At 64.7% G+C, this 18,906-nt stretch carries 12 protein-coding genes, 1 other RNA gene and 3 pseudogenes; 6 read left to right on the top strand and 10 right to left on the bottom strand.

Annotation, left to right across the window (positions count from 1 at the left end; genetic code table 11):
• Positions 1–46 precede the first annotated feature (46 nt).
• Positions 47–122: non-coding RNA, sX9 sRNA (locus tag XAXN_RS21090), on the top strand.
• A 126-nt stretch (positions 123–248) separates the two neighbouring features.
• On the opposite strand, the gene XAXN_RS09260 is transcribed toward XAXN_RS21090, so the two are convergent.
• From XAXN_RS09260 to pdxH, 8 genes are all read right to left on the bottom strand, one after another.
• Positions 249–1,415 carry a glutathionylspermidine synthase family protein gene (locus tag XAXN_RS09260; protein ID WP_054319319.1) on the bottom strand — a complete coding sequence of 389 codons (1,167 nt, stop codon included), beginning with the start codon at positions 1,413–1,415 and terminating at the stop codon, positions 249–251.
• A 1-nt stretch (position 1,416) separates the two neighbouring features.
• Positions 1,417–1,989 (bottom strand): DUF1190 domain-containing protein, encoded by a 573-nt coding sequence (locus tag XAXN_RS09255; protein WP_054319318.1) that lies wholly within the window; start codon positions 1,987–1,989, stop codon positions 1,417–1,419.
• Between the two features lie 12 nt (positions 1,990–2,001).
• Positions 2,002–2,406 (bottom strand): DUF350 domain-containing protein, encoded by a 405-nt coding sequence (locus tag XAXN_RS09250; protein WP_003489536.1) that lies wholly within the window; start codon positions 2,404–2,406, stop codon positions 2,002–2,004.
• Positions 2,407–2,443: 37 nt separating this feature from the next.
• Positions 2,444–3,121: a YjfK family protein gene (locus XAXN_RS09245; protein WP_031423649.1), complete on the bottom strand. Its 678-nt coding sequence runs from the start codon at positions 3,119–3,121 to the stop codon at positions 2,444–2,446.
• Positions 3,118–4,200, bottom strand: a complete 1,083-nt coding sequence (locus tag XAXN_RS09240) for a potassium channel family protein (RefSeq protein ID WP_054319317.1) — start codon at positions 4,198–4,200, stop codon at positions 3,118–3,120. The genes XAXN_RS09245 and XAXN_RS09240 overlap by 4 nt, the downstream gene beginning before the upstream one ends.
• A 25-nt stretch (positions 4,201–4,225) precedes the next feature.
• Positions 4,226–4,999 carry a PspA/IM30 family protein gene (locus XAXN_RS09235; RefSeq protein ID WP_054319316.1) on the bottom strand — a complete coding sequence of 258 codons (774 nt, stop codon included), beginning with the start codon at positions 4,997–4,999 and terminating at the stop codon, positions 4,226–4,228.
• 12 nt (positions 5,000–5,011) lie between these two features.
• On the bottom strand, positions 5,012–5,428 hold the full coding sequence (locus XAXN_RS09230) for a YjfI family protein (RefSeq protein ID WP_054319315.1): 417 nt from the start codon (positions 5,426–5,428) through the stop codon (positions 5,012–5,014).
• A gap of 179 nt (positions 5,429–5,607) precedes the next feature.
• Positions 5,608–6,207 carry a pyridoxamine 5'-phosphate oxidase gene (gene pdxH, locus XAXN_RS09225; RefSeq protein ID WP_054319314.1) on the bottom strand — a complete coding sequence of 200 codons (600 nt, stop codon included), beginning with the start codon at positions 6,205–6,207 and terminating at the stop codon, positions 5,608–5,610.
• A 168-nt stretch (positions 6,208–6,375) separates the two neighbouring features.
• Here pdxH and XAXN_RS09220 point away from each other — a divergent pair, with 168 nt between their 5' ends.
• The 5 genes and pseudogenes from XAXN_RS09220 (at position 6,376) to mdtD (ending at position 11,315) form a co-directional block, all read left to right on the top strand.
• A complete protein-coding gene (locus XAXN_RS09220) occupies positions 6,376–6,918 on the top strand; it encodes a shikimate kinase (RefSeq protein WP_054319313.1) in 543 nt (180 codons plus the stop codon).
• Positions 6,915–8,027, top strand: coding sequence for a 3-dehydroquinate synthase (gene aroB / locus XAXN_RS09215; RefSeq protein WP_054319312.1), 1,113 nt, complete (start codon positions 6,915–6,917; stop codon positions 8,025–8,027). Before XAXN_RS09220 ends, aroB begins: the two co-directional genes overlap by 4 nt.
• A 130-nt stretch (positions 8,028–8,157) precedes the next feature.
• Positions 8,158–8,410: pseudogene (locus XAXN_RS09210) on the top strand (WGR domain-containing protein).
• Between the two features lie 14 nt (positions 8,411–8,424).
• Entirely contained in the window at positions 8,425–9,489 is a 1,065-nt protein-coding gene (gene hemE, locus XAXN_RS09205) for a uroporphyrinogen decarboxylase (RefSeq protein ID WP_054319311.1), read from the top strand.
• A 403-nt stretch (positions 9,490–9,892) separates the two neighbouring features.
• Positions 9,893–11,315, top strand: a pseudogene (mdtD, locus tag XAXN_RS09200) (multidrug transporter subunit MdtD).
• Between the two features lie 34 nt (positions 11,316–11,349).
• Here mdtD and XAXN_RS09195 read toward each other — a convergent pair.
• Together XAXN_RS09195 and XAXN_RS09190 are read right to left on the bottom strand one after the other, a co-directional pair.
• On the bottom strand, positions 11,350–14,895 hold the full coding sequence (locus tag XAXN_RS09195; RefSeq protein ID WP_054319310.1) for a hybrid sensor histidine kinase/response regulator: 3,546 nt from the start codon (positions 14,893–14,895) through the stop codon (positions 11,350–11,352).
• Positions 14,896–15,287: 392 nt separating this feature from the next.
• Positions 15,288–18,586: pseudogene (locus XAXN_RS09190) on the bottom strand (hybrid sensor histidine kinase/response regulator).
• Positions 18,587–18,906 lie beyond the last annotated feature (320 nt).

The raw sequence follows: 18,906 nt of genomic DNA, 5'->3' as shown, positions 1-18,906 counted from the left end.
CTACTGCGCAGCCGCCAGGCGGGCGCGGCCGGTGCTCGGAATCCTCATGTACCCCTCGTACACTCCGGTTCCTGTGCGCCGGCCGCGCCCACCTGACGACCGCTCGCTACGTTTTGTTAGCCACTCTAAGTTTGGAAGTGCATCACTGCCGAGCACGACCCCAGCATATGACAGTATCATTGACTATTAATTCGGATCGTTCTGTGTGTGTTTCCATTACCTGATCACAGTCGGCACTCACAACCAGATCATTCGACGATGACGTGCGGCACGAAGCGCGAGGTGTCGCGGGTGATCGGGCCATCGTCATCGCGCATCCCCAGCCCAGCGGGACGATCAGCGACCACCCAGCTGCCCACCAGCGCATAGCGCCCGTCGAACACCGGAAGCGGATGATGCGCCTGCAGAATTGCGGGGCCATCCACGTACGGGCCATCGGTGTGCGCGGCCTCGCCTTGCGCCGTGACCAGCGCGATGTTGGCGCCCTCGCGCGAGAGCAGCGGCTTGCGCACCCAGCCTGCGGTTGGCGCCTCACCGGCTTGCGCAAAGCGGGCGTGCAGCAGGTTCGGGTGACCCTGATGGCGGTCCCACAGCAGCGGCAGGATGCCCTTGTTGCTCAACACCGATTTCCATGCCGGCTCGATCAGGCGCACCCGGTCGGCGATCAATGCCGGCCCGAAGCGCTCTTCCATCATGAATTCCAGCGGATAGAGCTTGAACAGCGTGTGGATCACCCGATCCTGTTCATCGGTGAACCAGCCTTCGGCACTCAGGCCGATGTCTTCGATGGCTACTTCCTCGGTGCTGATGCCCACCTGGTGCGCACAGTCGCGCAGGTAACGCACCGTGGCGCGATCTTCCAGCGAATCGCGCACCGCCGCAAAATGCATCTGCGCGCCGATCGCGCCATCCACGGCCAGCGCGCCCAGGGTTTCGCACAGCAGGTCCTGGATCAGGTTGTACTGATCGGTGCCCTTGGGCAGCGCGCCGCTGGCGATCTGCTGTTCCAGCCACAACCACTGGAAGTACGCCGATTCGTAGAGCGATGTCGGCGTGTCGTAATTGAGTTCGTACAACTTGGCCGGGCCATCGCCCGAATACGCCAGGTCCATGCGCCCATACAGATGCGGGTCGCGCTCTTTCCAGGAGTTGGCGATCCAGTCCCAGTAGAACGACGGAATGGCCAGCTGGGTCAGCAGCGCTTCCGAGCCCACCACCTCGTCCACCAGCTGCATCGCCATGTCGTGCAACTCTTGCGTCGGCGCTTCGATGTCGTCTTCGATCTGACGCAGCGAAAACGCGTAGTAGGCGCTTTCGTCCCAATACGGTTCGCCGTCGATGGTGTGGAAGTGGAAGCCCAGCGATTCGGCCTGCGTGCGCCAGTCCGCGCGTTCGGGGATCGGGATGCGTTGCATGTCAGCCGCCGAAGCCCGAGCTGCGCCCGCCGCTGCCGAACGAACTGCGCGCCGCCGCGCTGGAACCGAAGCCCGAACGCGACACGGTGATGGCACGCGTGGGCATGTCGATGCTGCCGCTACGCCCACGCACCGTGCCGATGCGGTTGCTGGCCAGATCGCCGTTGGGCTTGTAGTAACCGCCGCTACGGTAATCGCGGTACAGCGGAATCGAGCCGCCATAGTGATAACCGCCGCCGCTCATATTGCCCAGCGCGTAGCCCAGCAAAAAACCGCCCATCGGCGGGATCCAGCTCTGCTGCCCTTGCGGATTGGTGATCACCGTGCAGCTGCCGAACTGCGCATCGCACTCGTAGCGCGTGGTGAAGCGCGGTGCGGCCTGCTGATGCTTGGCCACCGCCTCGTCGTAGGCCTTGAAGCATTGCTGGATGTCGGACTGTTCCTGCTTGATCTGGTAACAGTCCGAAGCCGACTGCAGCACCACACCGGTCTCCGGCTCCGAGCCGCAGCCCGTGACGAAGGCGGCCGGCAGCGCAGCCATCAAGGTGAGTTTGAGATTGCGTGATCGCTTCATGCCTGCGCTCCGTTACGGCGTGATCGCGGCGGCATTGATCAGCCCCACCGCGATCGACACGCCGGCCGAAAAGATGCCGGCGGCGGTGATGTTGTCGGTGATCTGCCGCGAGATGCGCCCGGCCACCAGATTGGCCAGCAGGTAGGCGACCACCTGGATGCCGCAGGCCACCAGGCCCCAGATCAGGGCGTCGATCAGGCTCACCGAATGGGTGATGGCCGAATGCAGCGGCAGCGCCACGCCGATCAGATTGCCGGCCAGCGCGGTGGCCGCTGCCACATTGCCCTGCCGCAGCAAGGTGAAATCCTTGTGCGGGGTGACCAGGGTCACCAGCACCACCGAGACGATCAACACACCCAGGCCTGTACCGAAATAGGAAAGAAACGCGAGAAAACTCTGCAGATTGATCGGATTCATGACAGGACCAAGGTGGGTGGAAGACGCGCGTGCGCGCTCAGGTGATATCCAGATCGGCGACGGTGACATCGATACCGACCGCATAGGTGACGCAGAATTCGTTGGGACCGGAATCTTCGCCGGTCACCAGCAAGAATTCTTCGCGCTGCAGCTCCGGCACATCGCGGCTGTAGAGCATGGCGTAATGGGTCAGATCGCCATCGCGGCGCGGCGGCTGGTAGCGGTACAACACTTCGTCGTAGGCGATCGGCGGAATCCGCGACGCGTCATCGGTGGATTGCGTTGCGCGCTGCCATTGCTTGCCGGCGTACTCGATCTGCGCCGCACCCAGGTGCGGATGCTGCATCACGAACTCCTGAAACGCCTGCTTGCTGGGCGGGTTCACCGTCTCGCAATACACAAAGGCCTTCATCGCTTCCAGATCGCCCCCCACGGTGGTGACCTGCAAGAACGCATCGTCGTCCAGATAGAACCGGTGCAGCGCATAACCATCGCCCAGATTGACGTGACCGTAGCAGGGAATGCCCTGATGCCCGCCCGGCAACTCGGCGGTCATGGCCTCCGGCGCCATGCGGTACAGGGTGGTGTCGATCTCCACCTGGCCACCGACACGCAGCCCCAGCGGCAGCGCGTGACCGATCGCGCCACTCCCGGAGGTGGGCAGCGGCGGCGGTTGTGGTTGACCGAACAACTTGCTGAAAAAACTCATCGTCATGCACCTTGTGGCGATGGGGAAATGGGAGCTGCCTCGCTGCGCATGGCCTGCCAGACGATGGCGTGCGCCGCCACGGGCTGCTCGGCCAAGTAATACAGCATGGCACCGGCGGCGACAGCGATGCGTGCTGGCGGGTTCAAGCGCAACGCGCCATCGGGCGCGCGCAGGCCCAGCAGCAATGCGCCGCGCTGGCCGAAATCGGCCGCAAGCCGGCTGTAATCCAGCGGTTGCACATTCGCAGGCACTGCAAGACTGAACTGGGTGGGGACATCGTCTACCGACAGCAGCTCGGCGGTGATCGCCGCGCTGCCCGGATCCTGCGCCGCACGTGCCAGGATCTCGGCGGTCATCGGACGCGTGCACTCGATGGCTGGGTAATGGCAGTTGACCAATCGCGCCGCGCTGGCCGAATCGAAATGCGCCACGATATGCGCGGCTGGCGCATGCGCCATCAACGCAAATACCGCCGCCAGGGTCTGGTCGTCGGAGGGCGGGTTGACGATCACCCGCGCCGCGCCGGCAATGCCGGCACGCAGGTACACCTCGGTATGCGTGTACGACTCGGCGGCGATGAAGCGCATGTGGTCGGGCATCGGATTTTCCGCCACGCCCTCGGCGACCAGCACCACGCCTTCGTCATCGGTGGCGGTGTCGGACAGCAGCAATTCCAGCAGGCGCGTGGAGGCCGCGCCCTGCCAGCCGATCAGAATGGTGTGCCCGCGCAGGTCTGCATAGGCCATCTTGCCCATGTGGTGGTGCCTCCAGAAGGTGATGAGCACGCCGCTGGTCTTGGCCAGCACCGTGGCAAACAACGCCACCGCGCCCGGCATCACCACCAACGCGGCGATATAGCGCCCGGCCACCGAGCCCGGCGACAGGTCGCCGTAGCCGATGGTGGTGGCCGTGGTCATGTAGTAGTACGCAAACGCGTCCAGGCCGACGAGCTTCTGCTCGCCGGCCCACCGCAACAGCAACCAGCTCAGCCCCATGTGCGCCAGCAGTGCCAGCGCCACCGTGCCCCAGCTGACGCGGCGCACCTGGCGCCGCAACACTCGCAACGGCCGTCCGACGACGATCATGGCGCATCCTGTGCCGTGCGATGGATCAGCTGTCGCTGCGCGGAACCTGCTGCACGTCGCGCACCTGGCCAATCAGCGGCGCGCTGCCGCCGGCATTCTCGTGACCCAGCTGCGCAGCCGGCTTCTTGAAGCGCGCCAGCACCGCCGCGGCGTTGGACTCGCCTTCCATCAGGCCGGCGGCAGCCAGGCGTCGATTGAGATCGCCATCGCCGGTGGACGCTTCGAGTTCTTCGGCCGATTCGATGCGCGCCGAGGTTTCGGCCTGACGCGCCTTGATGCGCTCTAGCGATTCCAGCGCCGAGCCCATCTTGCTGCTGGCACCGGAATGGCGCGCGGCGATGGCGGCCTGCGCCTTCTGCACCGCATCGGTGGCCTTGACCGTATCGATCTGCTGGCGCATGCCACGCAGCTGGTTTTCGGTCTTCTGGATGGTGGCCTTGAGCGTCACCACCGACTGGTCCAGCGCAGCCTTGGAGGCCTTGTCGCCGGCATCCTCGCTTTCCAGCGCGGCCAGCTTGACCGCCACGTCGTGCGCCAGCGCCTCATCGTTCTTGGCCAGCGCGCCTTCGATGTAGCGCGTGTATTCGGCCATCTTGCCGGCGCGCGCGTCGATCTTCTGCTGGGCCAGCTTGCTCTGCGCCATCAACTTGGTGAGCTCTTCGCGCGAACGCGTGAGCTGGGCGTCGGCATCGCGCATTTCCTGGTCCAGGATGCGCAGCGCATTGGCGTCGACGGCCTTCTGGCCGGTTTCGTGTGCGGTACCACGCAGCAGCGTGATCAGCTTGGAAAAGATACTCATGACAACACGCCTTTAGGAAAAGAACGGCTTGAGAGATTCGGCGGCATCCAACGTATTGGCCGCCAGGGTCTGGATTTCTTCGTCGATCTGGTCGAGCGTCGAGGAGGCCGACAGTTCGCCAAACACCACGTAACGGTCCTTGCCGTCGACCTGGACCAAGCCCAGGTTGGACAAGGGGTTGAGCGGATTTAGGCGCAGGCAGGCGTCGTTGAAGGCAGCGCGGTCGTTGACGTGCTCGGCATGGGCCAGCAGCGTGGACACGAAAACCTGCGAGCCGGAAGCGGCAACCTGGATCTGCATGTCGCCGTGGTCGGCCAGGGTGAGATTGATGGCCGGCTCCAGGCCGTCGATCAGTTCGACATGGATTGGCTGGCCACGGTAGCGCTCGACCAGCAGGCCGTGCAATTCGGCGGTGGTGTACTGCGTCATACGATGTCCTGTCCTTTGGTCATGCCGTGATGGTGGTGCAGCGAATGTCCTGCATCGACCGGACATACTACAGACTGCCCGTGACCGGCAGAAAGGGCCGAAAGTCAGCTGGTCATGGGCAAGGCAGGCGCGCAAACCGCCCGTTCAGCTGGCATGTCGCCCCATGCCGGGCGGCTGCCTCACGGATACAGCATCCGCTTGCTCCAATGGCTGGCCGCGTCGGCCTCGTAGCGCCAGCGCTCGTGCAGGCGGAACTTGGCGCCGTACCAGAACTCGAACGCCTGCGGCACCACCCGGAATCCACCCCAACCATCCGGGCGCGGCACCTGGCGCCCTTCGAACGTCGCTTCGACCTTGGCAATGGCCGCATCGAACTCTTCGCGCGAACCCAGCGTCTGCGACTGCCGCGAGGCCCATGCGCCGATCTGGCTCATGCGCGGGCGCGAGGCGAAGTAGGCATCGGATTCGTCCGCGCTCACCAGCTGCACGCCGCCTTCGATGCGCACCTGGATGCCGGCCTCGCGCAGGCTGCGCCACAGGAACAGCAACGCCGCCTGCGGGTGGGTCTGAAGGTCGCGGCCCTTTGCGCTGTCCAGATGGGTGTAGAACACGAACCCGCGCGCATCGAAGGCCTTGAGCAACACGGTGCGCGCGCTCGGCCGGCCATCCACGTTGGCGGTGGCCACGGTCATCGCGCTGGCTTCGAGTTCGGCGCTGTTCTGCGCCTCGGCATACAGCGCGGTGAAGGTGGCAAGAGCTTCTGCGTACAGATCGGTCATGACAGTGCGTGGCAACCAGATGGACGCCTATTGTGGGCGAATCGCCCGCGCTTCGCCTATGCAAAGCGATCCAATCGCCGGACCGACGCGGGGTTGGTGTGGTTGCAGACAGCAATTGCGCCGTGCCATCGGCCCGGCCCGATGGCGTGAATGCTACGATCCCTGCGCATGAACCCCGCACCCAATCTCGTGATGGTCGGCCCGATGGGCGCCGGAAAAAGCTGCATCGGCCGACGCCTGGCCGAGCGCTTCGGGCTGGAGTTCGTCGATGTGGACCAGGCCATCGTCGAACAGGTGGGCAGCAGCATCCCGGCCATCTTCGAGCAGCATGGCGAAGCCAGGTTTCGGCAGTACGAGGCGGAAACCTTGCAGGCGCTGCTGGAACAGGACAACAAACTGATTTCCACCGGCGGCGGCGCCGTGCTGGATCCGCGCAACCGCGAGCGCATCTGCGCGCGTGGGTTCGTGGTGTATCTGCATGTCAGCGTGCCGGCGCAACTGACGCGGCTGGGGCGCGACCGCAATCGCCCGCTGCTGCAACGCGCCGACCGCGAGCAGGTGCTGCATGCGATGGCAGCGCACCGCACGCCGCTCTACCGCCAGGTCGCCGATCTCAGCCTGGAAACCGATCATCTTTCCTCCGCCGAGGCCACCGCGCAGCTGGTATTGCGCCTGGCCGCGCAATGGCGCATGTCGAGTACTCCCGCATGACACTTCCCCGTTCCTCGCGCAGCGTCGATGTCGACGGCGCGCAGCCTTACACCATCACCATCGCCCCGGGCCTGCTGGCCGACGGCAACCGCCTGGCCAGCCATGTGCGCGGCCGCCACGCGCTGCTGACCAGCGACTCGCAGGTAGCTCCGCATTACGCGGCCGGCGTACGCGCCGCCTTGTTGAACGCGCGGCCGGACCTGCAGGTCGGCGAGTTGGTCATTGCCGCCGGCGAAGCCTCCAAAACCCTGGAGACCTTTGGTTCTGCGATCACTGCACTGGCCGAACTCGGTGCCACCCGCGATGCCTGCGTGTTCGCGCTGGGCGGCGGCGTGGTCGGCGACCTGGCAGGCTTTGCGGCAGCGTGCTGGATGCGCGGCGTGGACTGTGTGCAGCTTCCTACCAGCCTGCTGGCGATGGTGGATTCGTCGGTCGGCGGCAAGACCGCGGTGGACATCCCGCAGGGCAAGAACCTGGTCGGCGCCTTCCATCCGCCGCGCGCGGTGATCGCCGACCTCGACACCTTGCGCACCCTGCCCGCACGCGAACTGCGCGCCGGCCTGGCCGAGGTGATCAAGTACGGCGCCATCCGCGACCCGCTGTTCTTCCAGTGGCTGCACGCCGAGCGCCACGCGCTGCTGGACAGCGACCCGGCGGCATTGGCACAGGCCATTGCCCGCAGCTGCGAGCACAAGGCCGAGATCGTGGCGCGCGACCCGCTGGAAAAAAGCGAGCGCGCGCTGCTCAACCTGGGCCACACCTTCGGTCACGCCATCGAAACCGAGCAAGGCTACGGCGCGCCCGGCAACGACAACCTCAACCATGGCGAGGCCGTCGCGGTGGGCATGGTGCTGGCGGCGCGCCTGTCGGCCGCGCTGGGAATGAGCGATGCACAGGACACCGAGGCCTTGCGCGCGCTGCTGCACGACTTCGGCCTGCCCACCGAGATCCCGCCTGGCCTGGCCCCTCAGGCCCTGCTCGCGCGCATGCGCCTGGACAAGAAAAGCATCGCCGGCCGCCTGCGCCTGGTGTTGTGGCGCGGTATCGGCAAGGCCGAGGTCGTGCCGGATGTGGAAGAGGCCGCGGTGCTGGAGATCCTGGCGGGCTGAAGATCCAGGCGAGCTGAGATGCCGGGCGCCGTCGACTACGGCATACCGCATCACCCCATCTCGCGTCCCAATTCCGATGCCGATTCACCGCCCCTCCAGGCTTCAGCAGCGCCCGGCTACAATCGGCCGCATGCGCATCCTTCTACAACACGATCCCGGCGGTAACGCGCCGCTCCGCTACGTCCAGCTGACCCTGCAACCGGATCTGTGGTGGCTGGGAACTGCTGCGCGAAACCGGCGAGATCGGCGGACGCACGCAACTGCGACGCGACCAGTACCTGCAACAGGATGAAGCGGACCGCGCCTTCGACAAGGCGCGCGACACCCAACTCAAACGCGGTTTCCAACTCATCACCGGCGGCGCCGACGACGCGCCGCGCTGAGGACACACTTTCCCATGCTCAAGAACGATCGCCTGCTGCGCGCTCTCAACCGTCAGCCCGTGGACCGCACCCCTGTGTGGTTGATGCGCCAGGCCGGCCGCTACTTGCCGGAGTACCGCGCCACCCGCGCGCGCGCCGGCAGCTTTTTGGGCATGGCGAAGAATCCGGACATCGCCTGCGAAGTGACCCTGCAGCCGCTGCAGCGGTTTCCGCTGGATGCGGCCATCCTGTTCTCCGACATCCTGACCATTCCCGATGCGATGGGCCTGGAGCTGTATTTCGTCGAAGGCGAAGGCCCCAAGTTCCGCCACCCGGTGCGCGATGCCGCGGCAATTCACCGTCTGGGCGTGCCGGACATGGAAACCGAGCTGCGCTACGTGATGGATGCGGTGCGGGTGATCCGCCGCGAGCTGGATGGTTCCGTGCCCTTGATCGGCTTCTCCGGCAGCCCGTGGACGCTGGCCTGCTACATGATCGAAGGCGGCGGCAGCAAGGAATACGCGCGCATCAAGGCGATGGCCTTCAACGCGCCTGAGCTGCTGCATCACCTGCTCGGCACCGTCACCGACGCGGTGATCGCCTACCTGGCCGCCCAGCGCGCTGCCGGCGCGCAGGCGCTGCAGGTGTTCGACACCTGGGGCGGCGTGCTCTCGCCGGCGATGTACCGCGAATTCTCGCTGCCCTACCTCACCCGCATTGCGCGTGAACTGGAGCGCGGCGATGGGGCCGAACGCACCCCGCTGGTGTTGTTCGGCAAGGGCAACGGCGCCTACGTGGCCGATCTGGCCGCCAGCGGCGCCGAAGCGGTGGGCGTGGACTGGACCATCTCGCTGGCTGACGCCGCCCAGCGCGCCGGCGGCCGCGTCGCCCTGCAGGGCAATCTCGACCCGGCCACGCTGTACGGCTCGCCCGAAGCGATCCGCAGCGAAGTCGCCAAGACCCTGGACAGCTACGCCCAAGGCAACGGCGGCTCGCGCGAAGGCCACGTCTTCAACCTCGGCCACGGCATGTCGCCGGATATGAATCCCGAGCATGTGAGCGTGCTGGTGGACGCGGTGCAGAGCTTGAGCAAGCGTTAAGCCGCCGCGCCGAGCGGGCCGGGTTGCACGGACCCGGCCAGTGCCAATGCCAATGCCAATGCCAATGCCAATGCCAATGCCAATGCCAATGCCAATGCCCGCGTGATCTTGGCACTGCTGAGTGACCTATTTCGCAACTGAATCGACCCACTGGCTCTGCGTGTTCACTCCGCCGCCAGGTATATCGGTGCCGGACGCGTTGTGTCATGAGACGCGTCGCGCGATTCACACCTGCACCCAAGCCGCCAATGCGATGACGCGATCTGCCTGAGCGTGCAGTGGGGGCCTTGCGCCTGGACGCGGCGCAGGCTGGCAACGTAGGCATTCCCGGGAGTCGCACACAGCGTTCCGCGCCGTGCACAGCAGGGAGACGATAATGCAGCGTTACCCCGGCCAAGCCACCATGTCTCAGCCCGTTCCCACCTTGCGCACTTACGCCTCCATCAAGCCGCTGCTGTGGCTGGTGTCGCTGGCCATCTTCATGCAGATGCTGGATGCGACCATCGTCAATACGGCCTTGCCGTCGATGGCGCGCAGCCTGCGCGAAAGCCCGCTGCAGATGCAGTCGGTGGTCTTCAGTTACGCGCTGGCGGTGGCGATGTTCATCCCCGCCTCGGGCTGGATCGCGGACCGCTTCGGTACGCGGCGCACCTTCCTCGCCGCGATCATCATGTTCACCTTGGGCTCGCTGCTGTGCGCGGCAGCACAGCACCTGCCGCAGTTGGTGACCGCACGCGTGGTGCAAGGCATCGGCGGCGCGATGCTGCTGCCGGTCGGGCGTCTGGCGGTGCTCAAGACGGTCGCACGCGCAGACTTCCTGCGCGCGATGAGCTTTATCGCGATCCCCGCCCTGATCGGCCCGCTGATCGGCCCGACCCTGGGCGGCTGGCTGATCGAAGTCGCCTCGTGGCACGGGGTGTTCCTGATCAACCTGCCGATCGGGACCATCGGGTTTATCGCTGCGCTGAAGATCATGCCCGACCACTATGGCGATGCGCGCAATCGCTTCGACCTGGTTCGGCTACCTGATGCTGGCGTTCGGCATGGTGGCCTTGTCGCTGGCCCTGGATGGCATCTCGGAACTCGGCCTGCGCCATGCGTTTGTGATGTTGCTGGCCATCGGTGGACTGGCCGCACTGGCCGGCTACTGGCTGCATGCGGGCAACACCCCCAACGCACTGTTTCCGCTGGCGCTGTTCAAGGTGGCGAGCTACCGCATCGGTATTCTGGGCAACTTGTTCGCACGCGTGGGCAGCGGCTCGATGCCGTTTTTGATCCCGTTGCTGTTGCAGGTGGGCCTGGACATGAGCCCGATGAATGCCGGGCTGATGATGGTGCCGGTGGCGCTGGCCGGCATGGCCGCCAAACGCACGGCGGTCAAGCTGGTAGGACGCTACGGCTATCGGCGCGTGCTGATGCTCAACACCGTGTTGGTGGGCATGGCCATGGCCAGCTTTGCGCTGATCGATATCGGCCAGCCGCTGTGGCTGCGCCTGGTGCAACTGGCCTGCTTTGGCGCGGTGAATTCACTGCAATTTACGGTCATGAACACCGTGACCCTGCGCGACCTGGACCGCGACCAGGCCAGCCCCGGCAACAGTCTGCTGTCGATGGTGATGATGCTGGCCACCGGCTTTGGTGCTGCGGCAGCGGGCAGTCTGTTGGCGGCCTTCAATACGCATCTGGGCGATACGCATGGCGCTACCGCCGCCTTGCATGCCACCTTCCTGTGTGTGGGCGGCATCACCTTGTCGTCGACGTTGATCTTCTGGCAGTTGGCCGAAACGCGGCCGCACCCCAAGGAGGTAGAAGCGGTCGCCGAGTAGGTGCTGCGGTAGCGCACTCTCACTCGCGCCGCGGCTATGCCCCGTCACGCGCGCGGGCATGCCGCAACGCCTCGGCAATGGTAGTGGCCAACATCTCGCCGGTGAGCGGCTTGCGCAGGAAACGGTCGAAGCCCGCTTCCTGTGCATTCGGTTCGGCTGCTTCATCGGAGCGTGCGGTCACCGCGATCAACGGCATCTCGTAGCCGAAGACGCGTAGCTGCCGCGCCAACGCAAAGCCATCCAGCCCGGGCAGGTCCAGATCCAGCAATGCCAGATCGAACGTGTTGTCGGCCGCTTCGGTCAACGCCGCCAGACCGTGCGGCGCATGCACCACCGAATGCCCATGCGCGCGCAGCAGGCCGATGATGACCTCGGCGATGGTCGGGTCGTCTTCCACCAGCAGGATGCGCTGGGGTTCGACAGGGCTGGCCGCATGCGCGACCTCGCCGTCCAGCGTCGCATTCGACGCCACCCAGCGCAGCGGCAGATCCACCACAAAGCGCGTCCCGGCGCCGAGCCGGCTGATCACCTCGATATGCCCGCCCATCGCCATTGCCAGCTCCTGACAGATCGCCAGGCCCAGACCACTGCCGCCATAGCGTGAGGCGGTCTTGGCACCATCGCCCTGCTCGAAGCGCTGGAACAATCGCGCCTTCTGTTCGGCATTGATGCCCGGGCCTGTGTCGGCCACTTCGAAGCGCAGGCCCTGATAGGAACCGAGCGTGGTGAGCTTCAGCGCGACCACGCCGCGCTCGGTGAATTTGATCGCGTTATTGAGCAAATTGAGCAGGATCTGCCGGATGCGGGTGGAATCGCCGCTGGCGGTGATGTCGCCGAGCAGCCCGATTTCCAGGCTGAAACGCAGCCCGCGCTCCTGCGCCAATGGCGCCATCAGCGCTTCGACTTCGGCCACGAGCTGACGCACCGAAAACGGCTCCAGATCCAGCTCCAGCCGTCCGGATTCGATGCGCGCCAGATCCAGCGCATCGTTGACCAGCCGCAACAAATGCGCACCCGCACGACGGATCGACTCGGTGTAGCTGCGCTGCGTGGCGTCCTGCGTGGTCTTGAGCAGCAATTCGCTCATACCCAACACACCCGTCATCGGCGTACGCACTTCATGACCCAGCGTTGCGAGAAAACGCGTCTTGGCCAAAGACGCCTGCTCGGCCAACTCCTGCTTATGCACGGCCAGCTGCCAGGCATTCAAACGCCGCAGCCGACGTCGGTACAACAAGATGACCGCGGCGATCACGCACACGCTCAGCACCGCCAACAGGCTCAGGCCCCATGGCGACAGCCACCACGGCGGCAATACCTGGAAACGCACGACCTGGCTGGCCGACCAGATGCCATCTGCAGTACGCCCCTGCACTTCCAGCGTGTAATGCCCGGAGGGCAGGCGCGAAAATAGCCGTTCGCCGGTGGAGCCCACGTCGATCCAGTCCGGATCGTAGCCACTGAGACGGAAGCGGTAACTGGTGGATTCGGGATTGGTAAACGTGGACATCCGCGCCACGATATGCAGGTCGCGATCGCCGTCCTGCACCTGCAGCGGCGCCTTGCCGGTGACATCCAGTTCGCGCTCGCCGCGTCGCAGGCTGACACGTTCGATCAACAGCTGCGGTCGGCGCAGATTCGGACGCATCGTGGCCGGATCGAACACCACGATCCCGTCGGATGTGCCGCCCAGGATCTGCCCCGTGCTTGCCTGCACCAGCGTGGCCACCTGCATGGGCGAACTGGGAAGTCCGTCGTGCACGTCGTACACACGCACCAGCTTGCTGCCGGGGTCGACCCGAATCAGCCCACGATGACTGGAGACCCAGGCCACGCCACCGGCATCGATCACCAGGCCGGTGGGCGAGACCATCGGAAATTCCTGGTCCTTTCCCACCGTATCCAGGTGCGTGAGTTGCTTGCCGTCCCAGAGATAGCGCCGCAATTGTCCGGCCAATCCGATCCAGACGATGCCGCCATCTCCCTTGCGAAACACATAGGTCGGCAGGGACGGCGCACCGCGGACCGCAACGAACTGGTCGGCATGCGGATCCCATCGCCACAGCCCGGCATTGTTGCTCAGCCAGATATGCCCATCCGGCCCGATCCGCATGTCCAGAACAGTCAGCGCCTTCAGCCCGTGGCTCCCATAGTCGAGCGTCCTGAGCAGCTGGCCCTCGCTGCTCCACAGCTGCACCCCGTGCGTCAGCAGCGCCACCCAGATGCGACCCTGTGCATCTTCGGCCATCCTGCCAGGCCTGCCGACATCTTCGAGATCGGTTGCGGAATCGTGATGCCCGAGCAGTGGCCAACGCCTGGCCTCGCCTGTCTGCGGGTTGTAGCGCACCAGCCTTTCCTGCACGCCAATCCAGACCATTCCCTGCCTGCTTTCGATGACGGTATCGGGAACGCGTTCTGGATCGACCGGGGCCAGTCGTGGCTCCACCCGGCCGGTGACTGGATCGAAATGCTCAAGGGTTCCACGCGTACCGACCAGCCAGATGCCGCCCGTGATCGAAGGCGCTGTCGCAACGACCGAGGGGTTGGCGAGCGATTTCGGGTCATCTGCGCCATGCGAAAACAGCGCGAACGTGTCCCAGCGCGGAGGCAGGTGCCACAGCCCGCCCTCCAGGCTGGCAAACCACAGACCTCCTTCGCGGTCCTGGTAGGCAGTGATCCAGTTCCGGTTGACCAGACCGTGCGCTGAAAAACTGTAGACCGGCACGCGTTCGACGCCACCATCGCTGGTACTCATACCCAGCCCGGTGGCGGTATCTAGCCAGTAGCGCCCGAGCCGGTCACGCAGCAGCACACCGCTGACCTGCGAGGTGGCTGTACCGCTTTGCCAGGGGTGGGCCGTGGGCCGCCCGACGGTGTTGAACCGGACGGGGTTGCCGCCAAAATCGGCAATCCAGAGCGCCTTGCCGTCGGACTCCTTGTACATTCTGTTGACCGACTGGGACGGGCCCGGAAGCGGCACGCGCTCCAGACGCCGACCATCCCAGTGCACAAGCCCGCCCCAGGTGCCGATCCACAGGCCGCCATCGGGCGCAACTTCCAGGCCAACGACATTGTCGGACAGCAAGCTGTCGGCATCGCCCGCCTTGGCAGAAAAGTGCTGCATGCGTCCGTCGGGCCGGTAACGATACAGGCCTTGCTTGGCAGTGCCGATCCAGATGTCGCCGTCCGGCGTTTGCGCCAATGACCACAAGGTGGCGTCGCGCAATTCCGGGAACTGCGGATCTTCCAGCCGCTTGAACGTGCGCGTGTTCGCTTCCAGATAGCCGACGCCGCCGTCCTCAAAGCCCATCCACACCCGATCGTTGGCATCGACACAGATGGTCCAGACCACGTTGCTGGTCAGGCCATCTTCCATCCGCCAGATCCGGTAGTTGCGGCCATCGAATCTGGCCAGGCCGTCATCGCTGGCAAGCCACAGATACCCCTGTTTGTCCTCGGCCAACTGATTGATCGTGTCCGACGGCAGCCCGTCGGCGATCGTCAGCTGGATGGGCACCGGTGTTGCGGGCGTACGCGCCTGCACCGGAAGCACTGCCAGACACAGGCACACCCAGAGCACAGCGAGCAGCCGATGGGGCAAGCGGGTTAGAAGGCGCACCGGATCAACTTCACGACAAGTCGGCGCATAGTGCGGGCCACGCGCGGTGCGGGCAAGCGCGCTCTTCGCGTTATGCGCATGCGCTCAGGCTGCAAAAGGCACGCGCGACGGGGGCATTGGCAAGTCCACTGCACGCTGCGTATGCGAACAGCGGACCCAACAACGCATTCCGCCGAAGCCTGATGGCGACGCAACCGCTCGTCGCGCCCCGGTTGGCAGGCCACCTGCAGCGCCCTTTTCGCCTGGCGAGACCATCGCGACCTGCATCGCAGTTTCGAGCAGGCTACCAGGGAGCGAACGCGCCGCATGACACCTGCACGCTTGCTCCGGTGACAGAGCATCCGCACGGCTTGCTAGCGCTTGCTGCGTAACGCTTCGGCAATGGTATTGGCCAGCATGTCGCCAGTGAGCGGCTTGCGCAGGAAACGGTCGAAGCCCGCTTCCTGCGCGCTTGGTTCGGCAACCTCATTCGAGCGCGCGGTCACCGCAATCAACGGCATGTCGTAGCCGAAGACGCGCAGTTGCCGTGCCAGCGCAAAGCCATCCAGCCCGGGCAGATCCAGATCCAGCAATGCCAGGTCGAACGTGTTGTCGGCCGCTTCGGTCAACGCTGCCAAGCCATGCGGGGCATGCACGACCGAATGCCCCTGTGCTTGCAGCAGGCCGACGATGAACTCGGCGATGGTCGGGTCGTCTTCCACCAGCAGGATGCGCTGCGGTTCGACCGCCGTATCGGCATGTGGGGATTCGCCACCGAGTGCGGCGTTGGAAGCCACCCAGCGCAGCGGCAAATCCACCACAAAGCGCGTCCCCGCACCAAGCCGGCTGATCACCTCGATCTGCCCGCCCATGGCGATCACCAGCTCCTGGCAGATCGCCAAGCCCAGACCACTACCGCCGTAGCGCGAAGTGGTTCGGGCACCATCGCCCTGCTCGAAGCGTTGGAACAGGCGCGCTTTCTGCTCGGCGTTGATGCCGGGCCCCGAGTCGGCCACTTCAAAACGCAGGCCTTGATAGGAACCAAACGTGGTCAACTTCAAACAGACCACGCCACGCTCGGTGAATTTGATCGCGTTATTGAGCAGATTGAGCAATATCTGCCGGATGCGGGTGCAATCGCCACTGGCGGTGATGTCGCCGAGCAGCCCGATTTCCAGGCTGAAGCACAGGCCACGTTCCTGCGCGAGCGGCGCCATCAACGCCTCGACCTCAGCCACGAGCTGACGCAACGAAAACGGCTCCAGATCCAGCTCCAGCCGTCCGGATTCGATGCGCGCAAGATCCAGCGCATCGTTGACCAACCGCAACAAATGCGCGCCCGCGCGGCGGATCGACTCGGTGTAGCTGCGCTGCTTGGTATCCAACGAGGTCTTGAGCAGCAGATCACTCATGCCCAAGACGCCCGTCATCGGCGTACGCACTTCATGACCCAGCGTTGCGAGAAAACGTGTCTTGGCCAAAGACGCCTGCTCGGCCAACTCCTGCTTATGCACGGCCAGCTGCCAGGCATTCAAGCGACGCAACCGACGGCGGTACAACAAGATGGCCGCAGCAATCACGCATAAAGTCAGCAACGCAAGCAGGCTTAAACCCCAAGACGACAGCCACCATGGCGGCAACACTTGAAAACGTAATGTTTGGCTCGCCGACCAGATACCGTCTGCAGTACGCCCCTGCACTTCTAGCGTGTAACGGCCCGAAGGCAGATGCGAAAACAGACGCTCGCCACTGGGCCCGACATCGATCCAATCCGGGTCGTAGCCGCTCAGACGGAAGCGGTAGCTGTTGGATTCGGAGTCGGCGAAGCTGAGCAGGCGCGCGACGATATGCAAGTCGCGGTCGCCGTCCTGGATGACCAAAGGAGTGACATGACTCAGATCCAGCCCGCTCTCGCCGCGACGTAGACCCACGCGTTCGATCACCAACGGCACCCGATGATCATTCGGCTTGAGTTCGGCAGGATCGAAAATCACCAGGCCATCCGGCGTCGCGCCGACGATCATGCCCTTTGACGATTGCACCAAAGAGCGCGCAACGAATCGTCGGGCGCGCCGGCGATGCGCTCAAAGCGCGCAACCGACGCGTTCCAGCGCTGCAGACCACGATTACCGGCCAGCCATAGCGCTCCGTCCGGCCCAGCCTGCAGGTCGTACACCACCAGATCTGCTGCAAGACCGTGGGTTCCGCGCAGCATGGTGCGCAATACGCGACCCTGTTCGTCTCGCTCTTGTAGCCCCAGCGTGGCATGGACCCAGATGTGACCATCGGCGGTCTGCTGCAGCAATTCCAAGGAAGCGTCCAATGTCGCGTCCTGTGCGGCGGCGCCTGAGCCGCTTGCGGCAGCCTTCCAGTGCTGCACCTGGCCAGTGGCAGAATCAAAGCGCACCAGTTCGACAAACTGCCCGACCCAGACGTTCCCCTTGCGATCCTCCAGCACGCTATTGGACCAGCTGGCGGACCCCAAGGTGGGCAATACACGTTCCATTTTGCCGGTCGCAGGATCTACGCGTTCGAGCACGCCGGAGGTGCCCACCAACCACATCCGGCCATCGTGCGATTTTGCGGTGCCCTGGATCGCCAGGTTGCCACCTTGGCCACCGTCGTCCATGTAGTTGAAAACTACCCCGAAACGACGCCAGTTCGAGGGAAGATGCCAGAGCCCGCCGTTGGGGCTGGCAAACCATACACCGCCCTCGCGATCCTGATATGCCGATTCCCAGTTGGGACGGATCCGCCCGTGCGCAGACAGACTGTACAGGGGTACGTTGCGCACCTCGGCACCAGTCGTATGGCCTAGGCCGGCCAGGGTATCCAGCCAATAGCTCCCGTCCTGGTCGCGCAGCAAAACACCCAACACCGGATATTCTGCAGGTGCCTGCCAACGGTGCGGGCTGAGATGACCACTTGGATCGCGTCGAAACAGCTTGTCGTCGCTGGTTCCAATCCAGATGCTGCCATCGGCATCGGCAGTTAGCCGGGTGATGATCTGTGCGGTGCCATCCGGGAACGCCTGTCGCTCGAAGTCCTTGCCCGTCCAATGCGCAGCACCATCTGCAGTACCGATCCAAAGTGTGCCGCGGGTGTCGACATCGATCCGATAGATCGCATTGTCGGGCAAGCTGCGCGGGTCGTCGGCCCGATGTACGAAATGGTCCAGCGAACCATCCGGCCGCAGGCGGTATAGCCCACTCATTTCAGTGCCGAACCATATGCTGCCGTCATCGGTGGACTTGATGTTCCAGATCGCAGCGCCGCGAAGTTCCGGATAGCGCGCACCATCGTAGAAGGCGAACTGATGCCGTTCGGGGTCCAGCATCGCAGGGCCTGCCATGCCGGTCCCGATCCAGACCCGGTTGCGCTTGTCGACGTGAACCGCCCAGATCTGGTTGTCGCGCAAGCCGTCTTCGATGCGCCAGATACGGAAGTTCCGCCCGTCGTAGCGCGCTAGCCCATCGCTGCTGGCCAGCCACAAATACCCATTGGCGTCCTCATCGAAGCCATACACCACGTTGGATGGCAGTCCGTCGGCCACGGTCAGCTGCCGCGGCTGCGGCAATACCGGCACGCCGCCCAGCGCAAGGCTCGGCCAGCCTGACACGAGGACCAGGCAAAGCAGCAACAGAACCCGCGGAATCAAGGCTGTCAGCGACATGCGACGGCTGGGGTGTTGTGGTGGTGGCAGCATGCGCTCGCGTGTCCTTTGCACGCATAGTGCGGACCGTGCCTGATGCTGGCAACACACATATCGCGCCAACGGTGATCGGTGACGGCAGGCAGGCGTCGTACGGGCGTCTCTACGCGATGCGATGCGCGATGAGCACCGGCATCGTCAACACATCGGACCGGTGCATCCGACGTCCCCCCGTCCTGAGTAGCGGCCGGGTTTAGAGTCCGGGGTTGATGATATCGGTATTGGCCAGCTGTTGGGCATACGCGGATGGCGTCATGCCGTCGATTGCCTTCTTGGGTCGA

Source organism: Xanthomonas axonopodis, assembly GCF_001304695.1.
GTDB lineage: Bacteria > Pseudomonadota > Gammaproteobacteria > Xanthomonadales > Xanthomonadaceae > Xanthomonas > Xanthomonas axonopodis.
The sequence above is the reverse complement of the archived record's forward strand: the minus strand, read 5'-3'. Positions and strand labels throughout refer to the sequence as shown.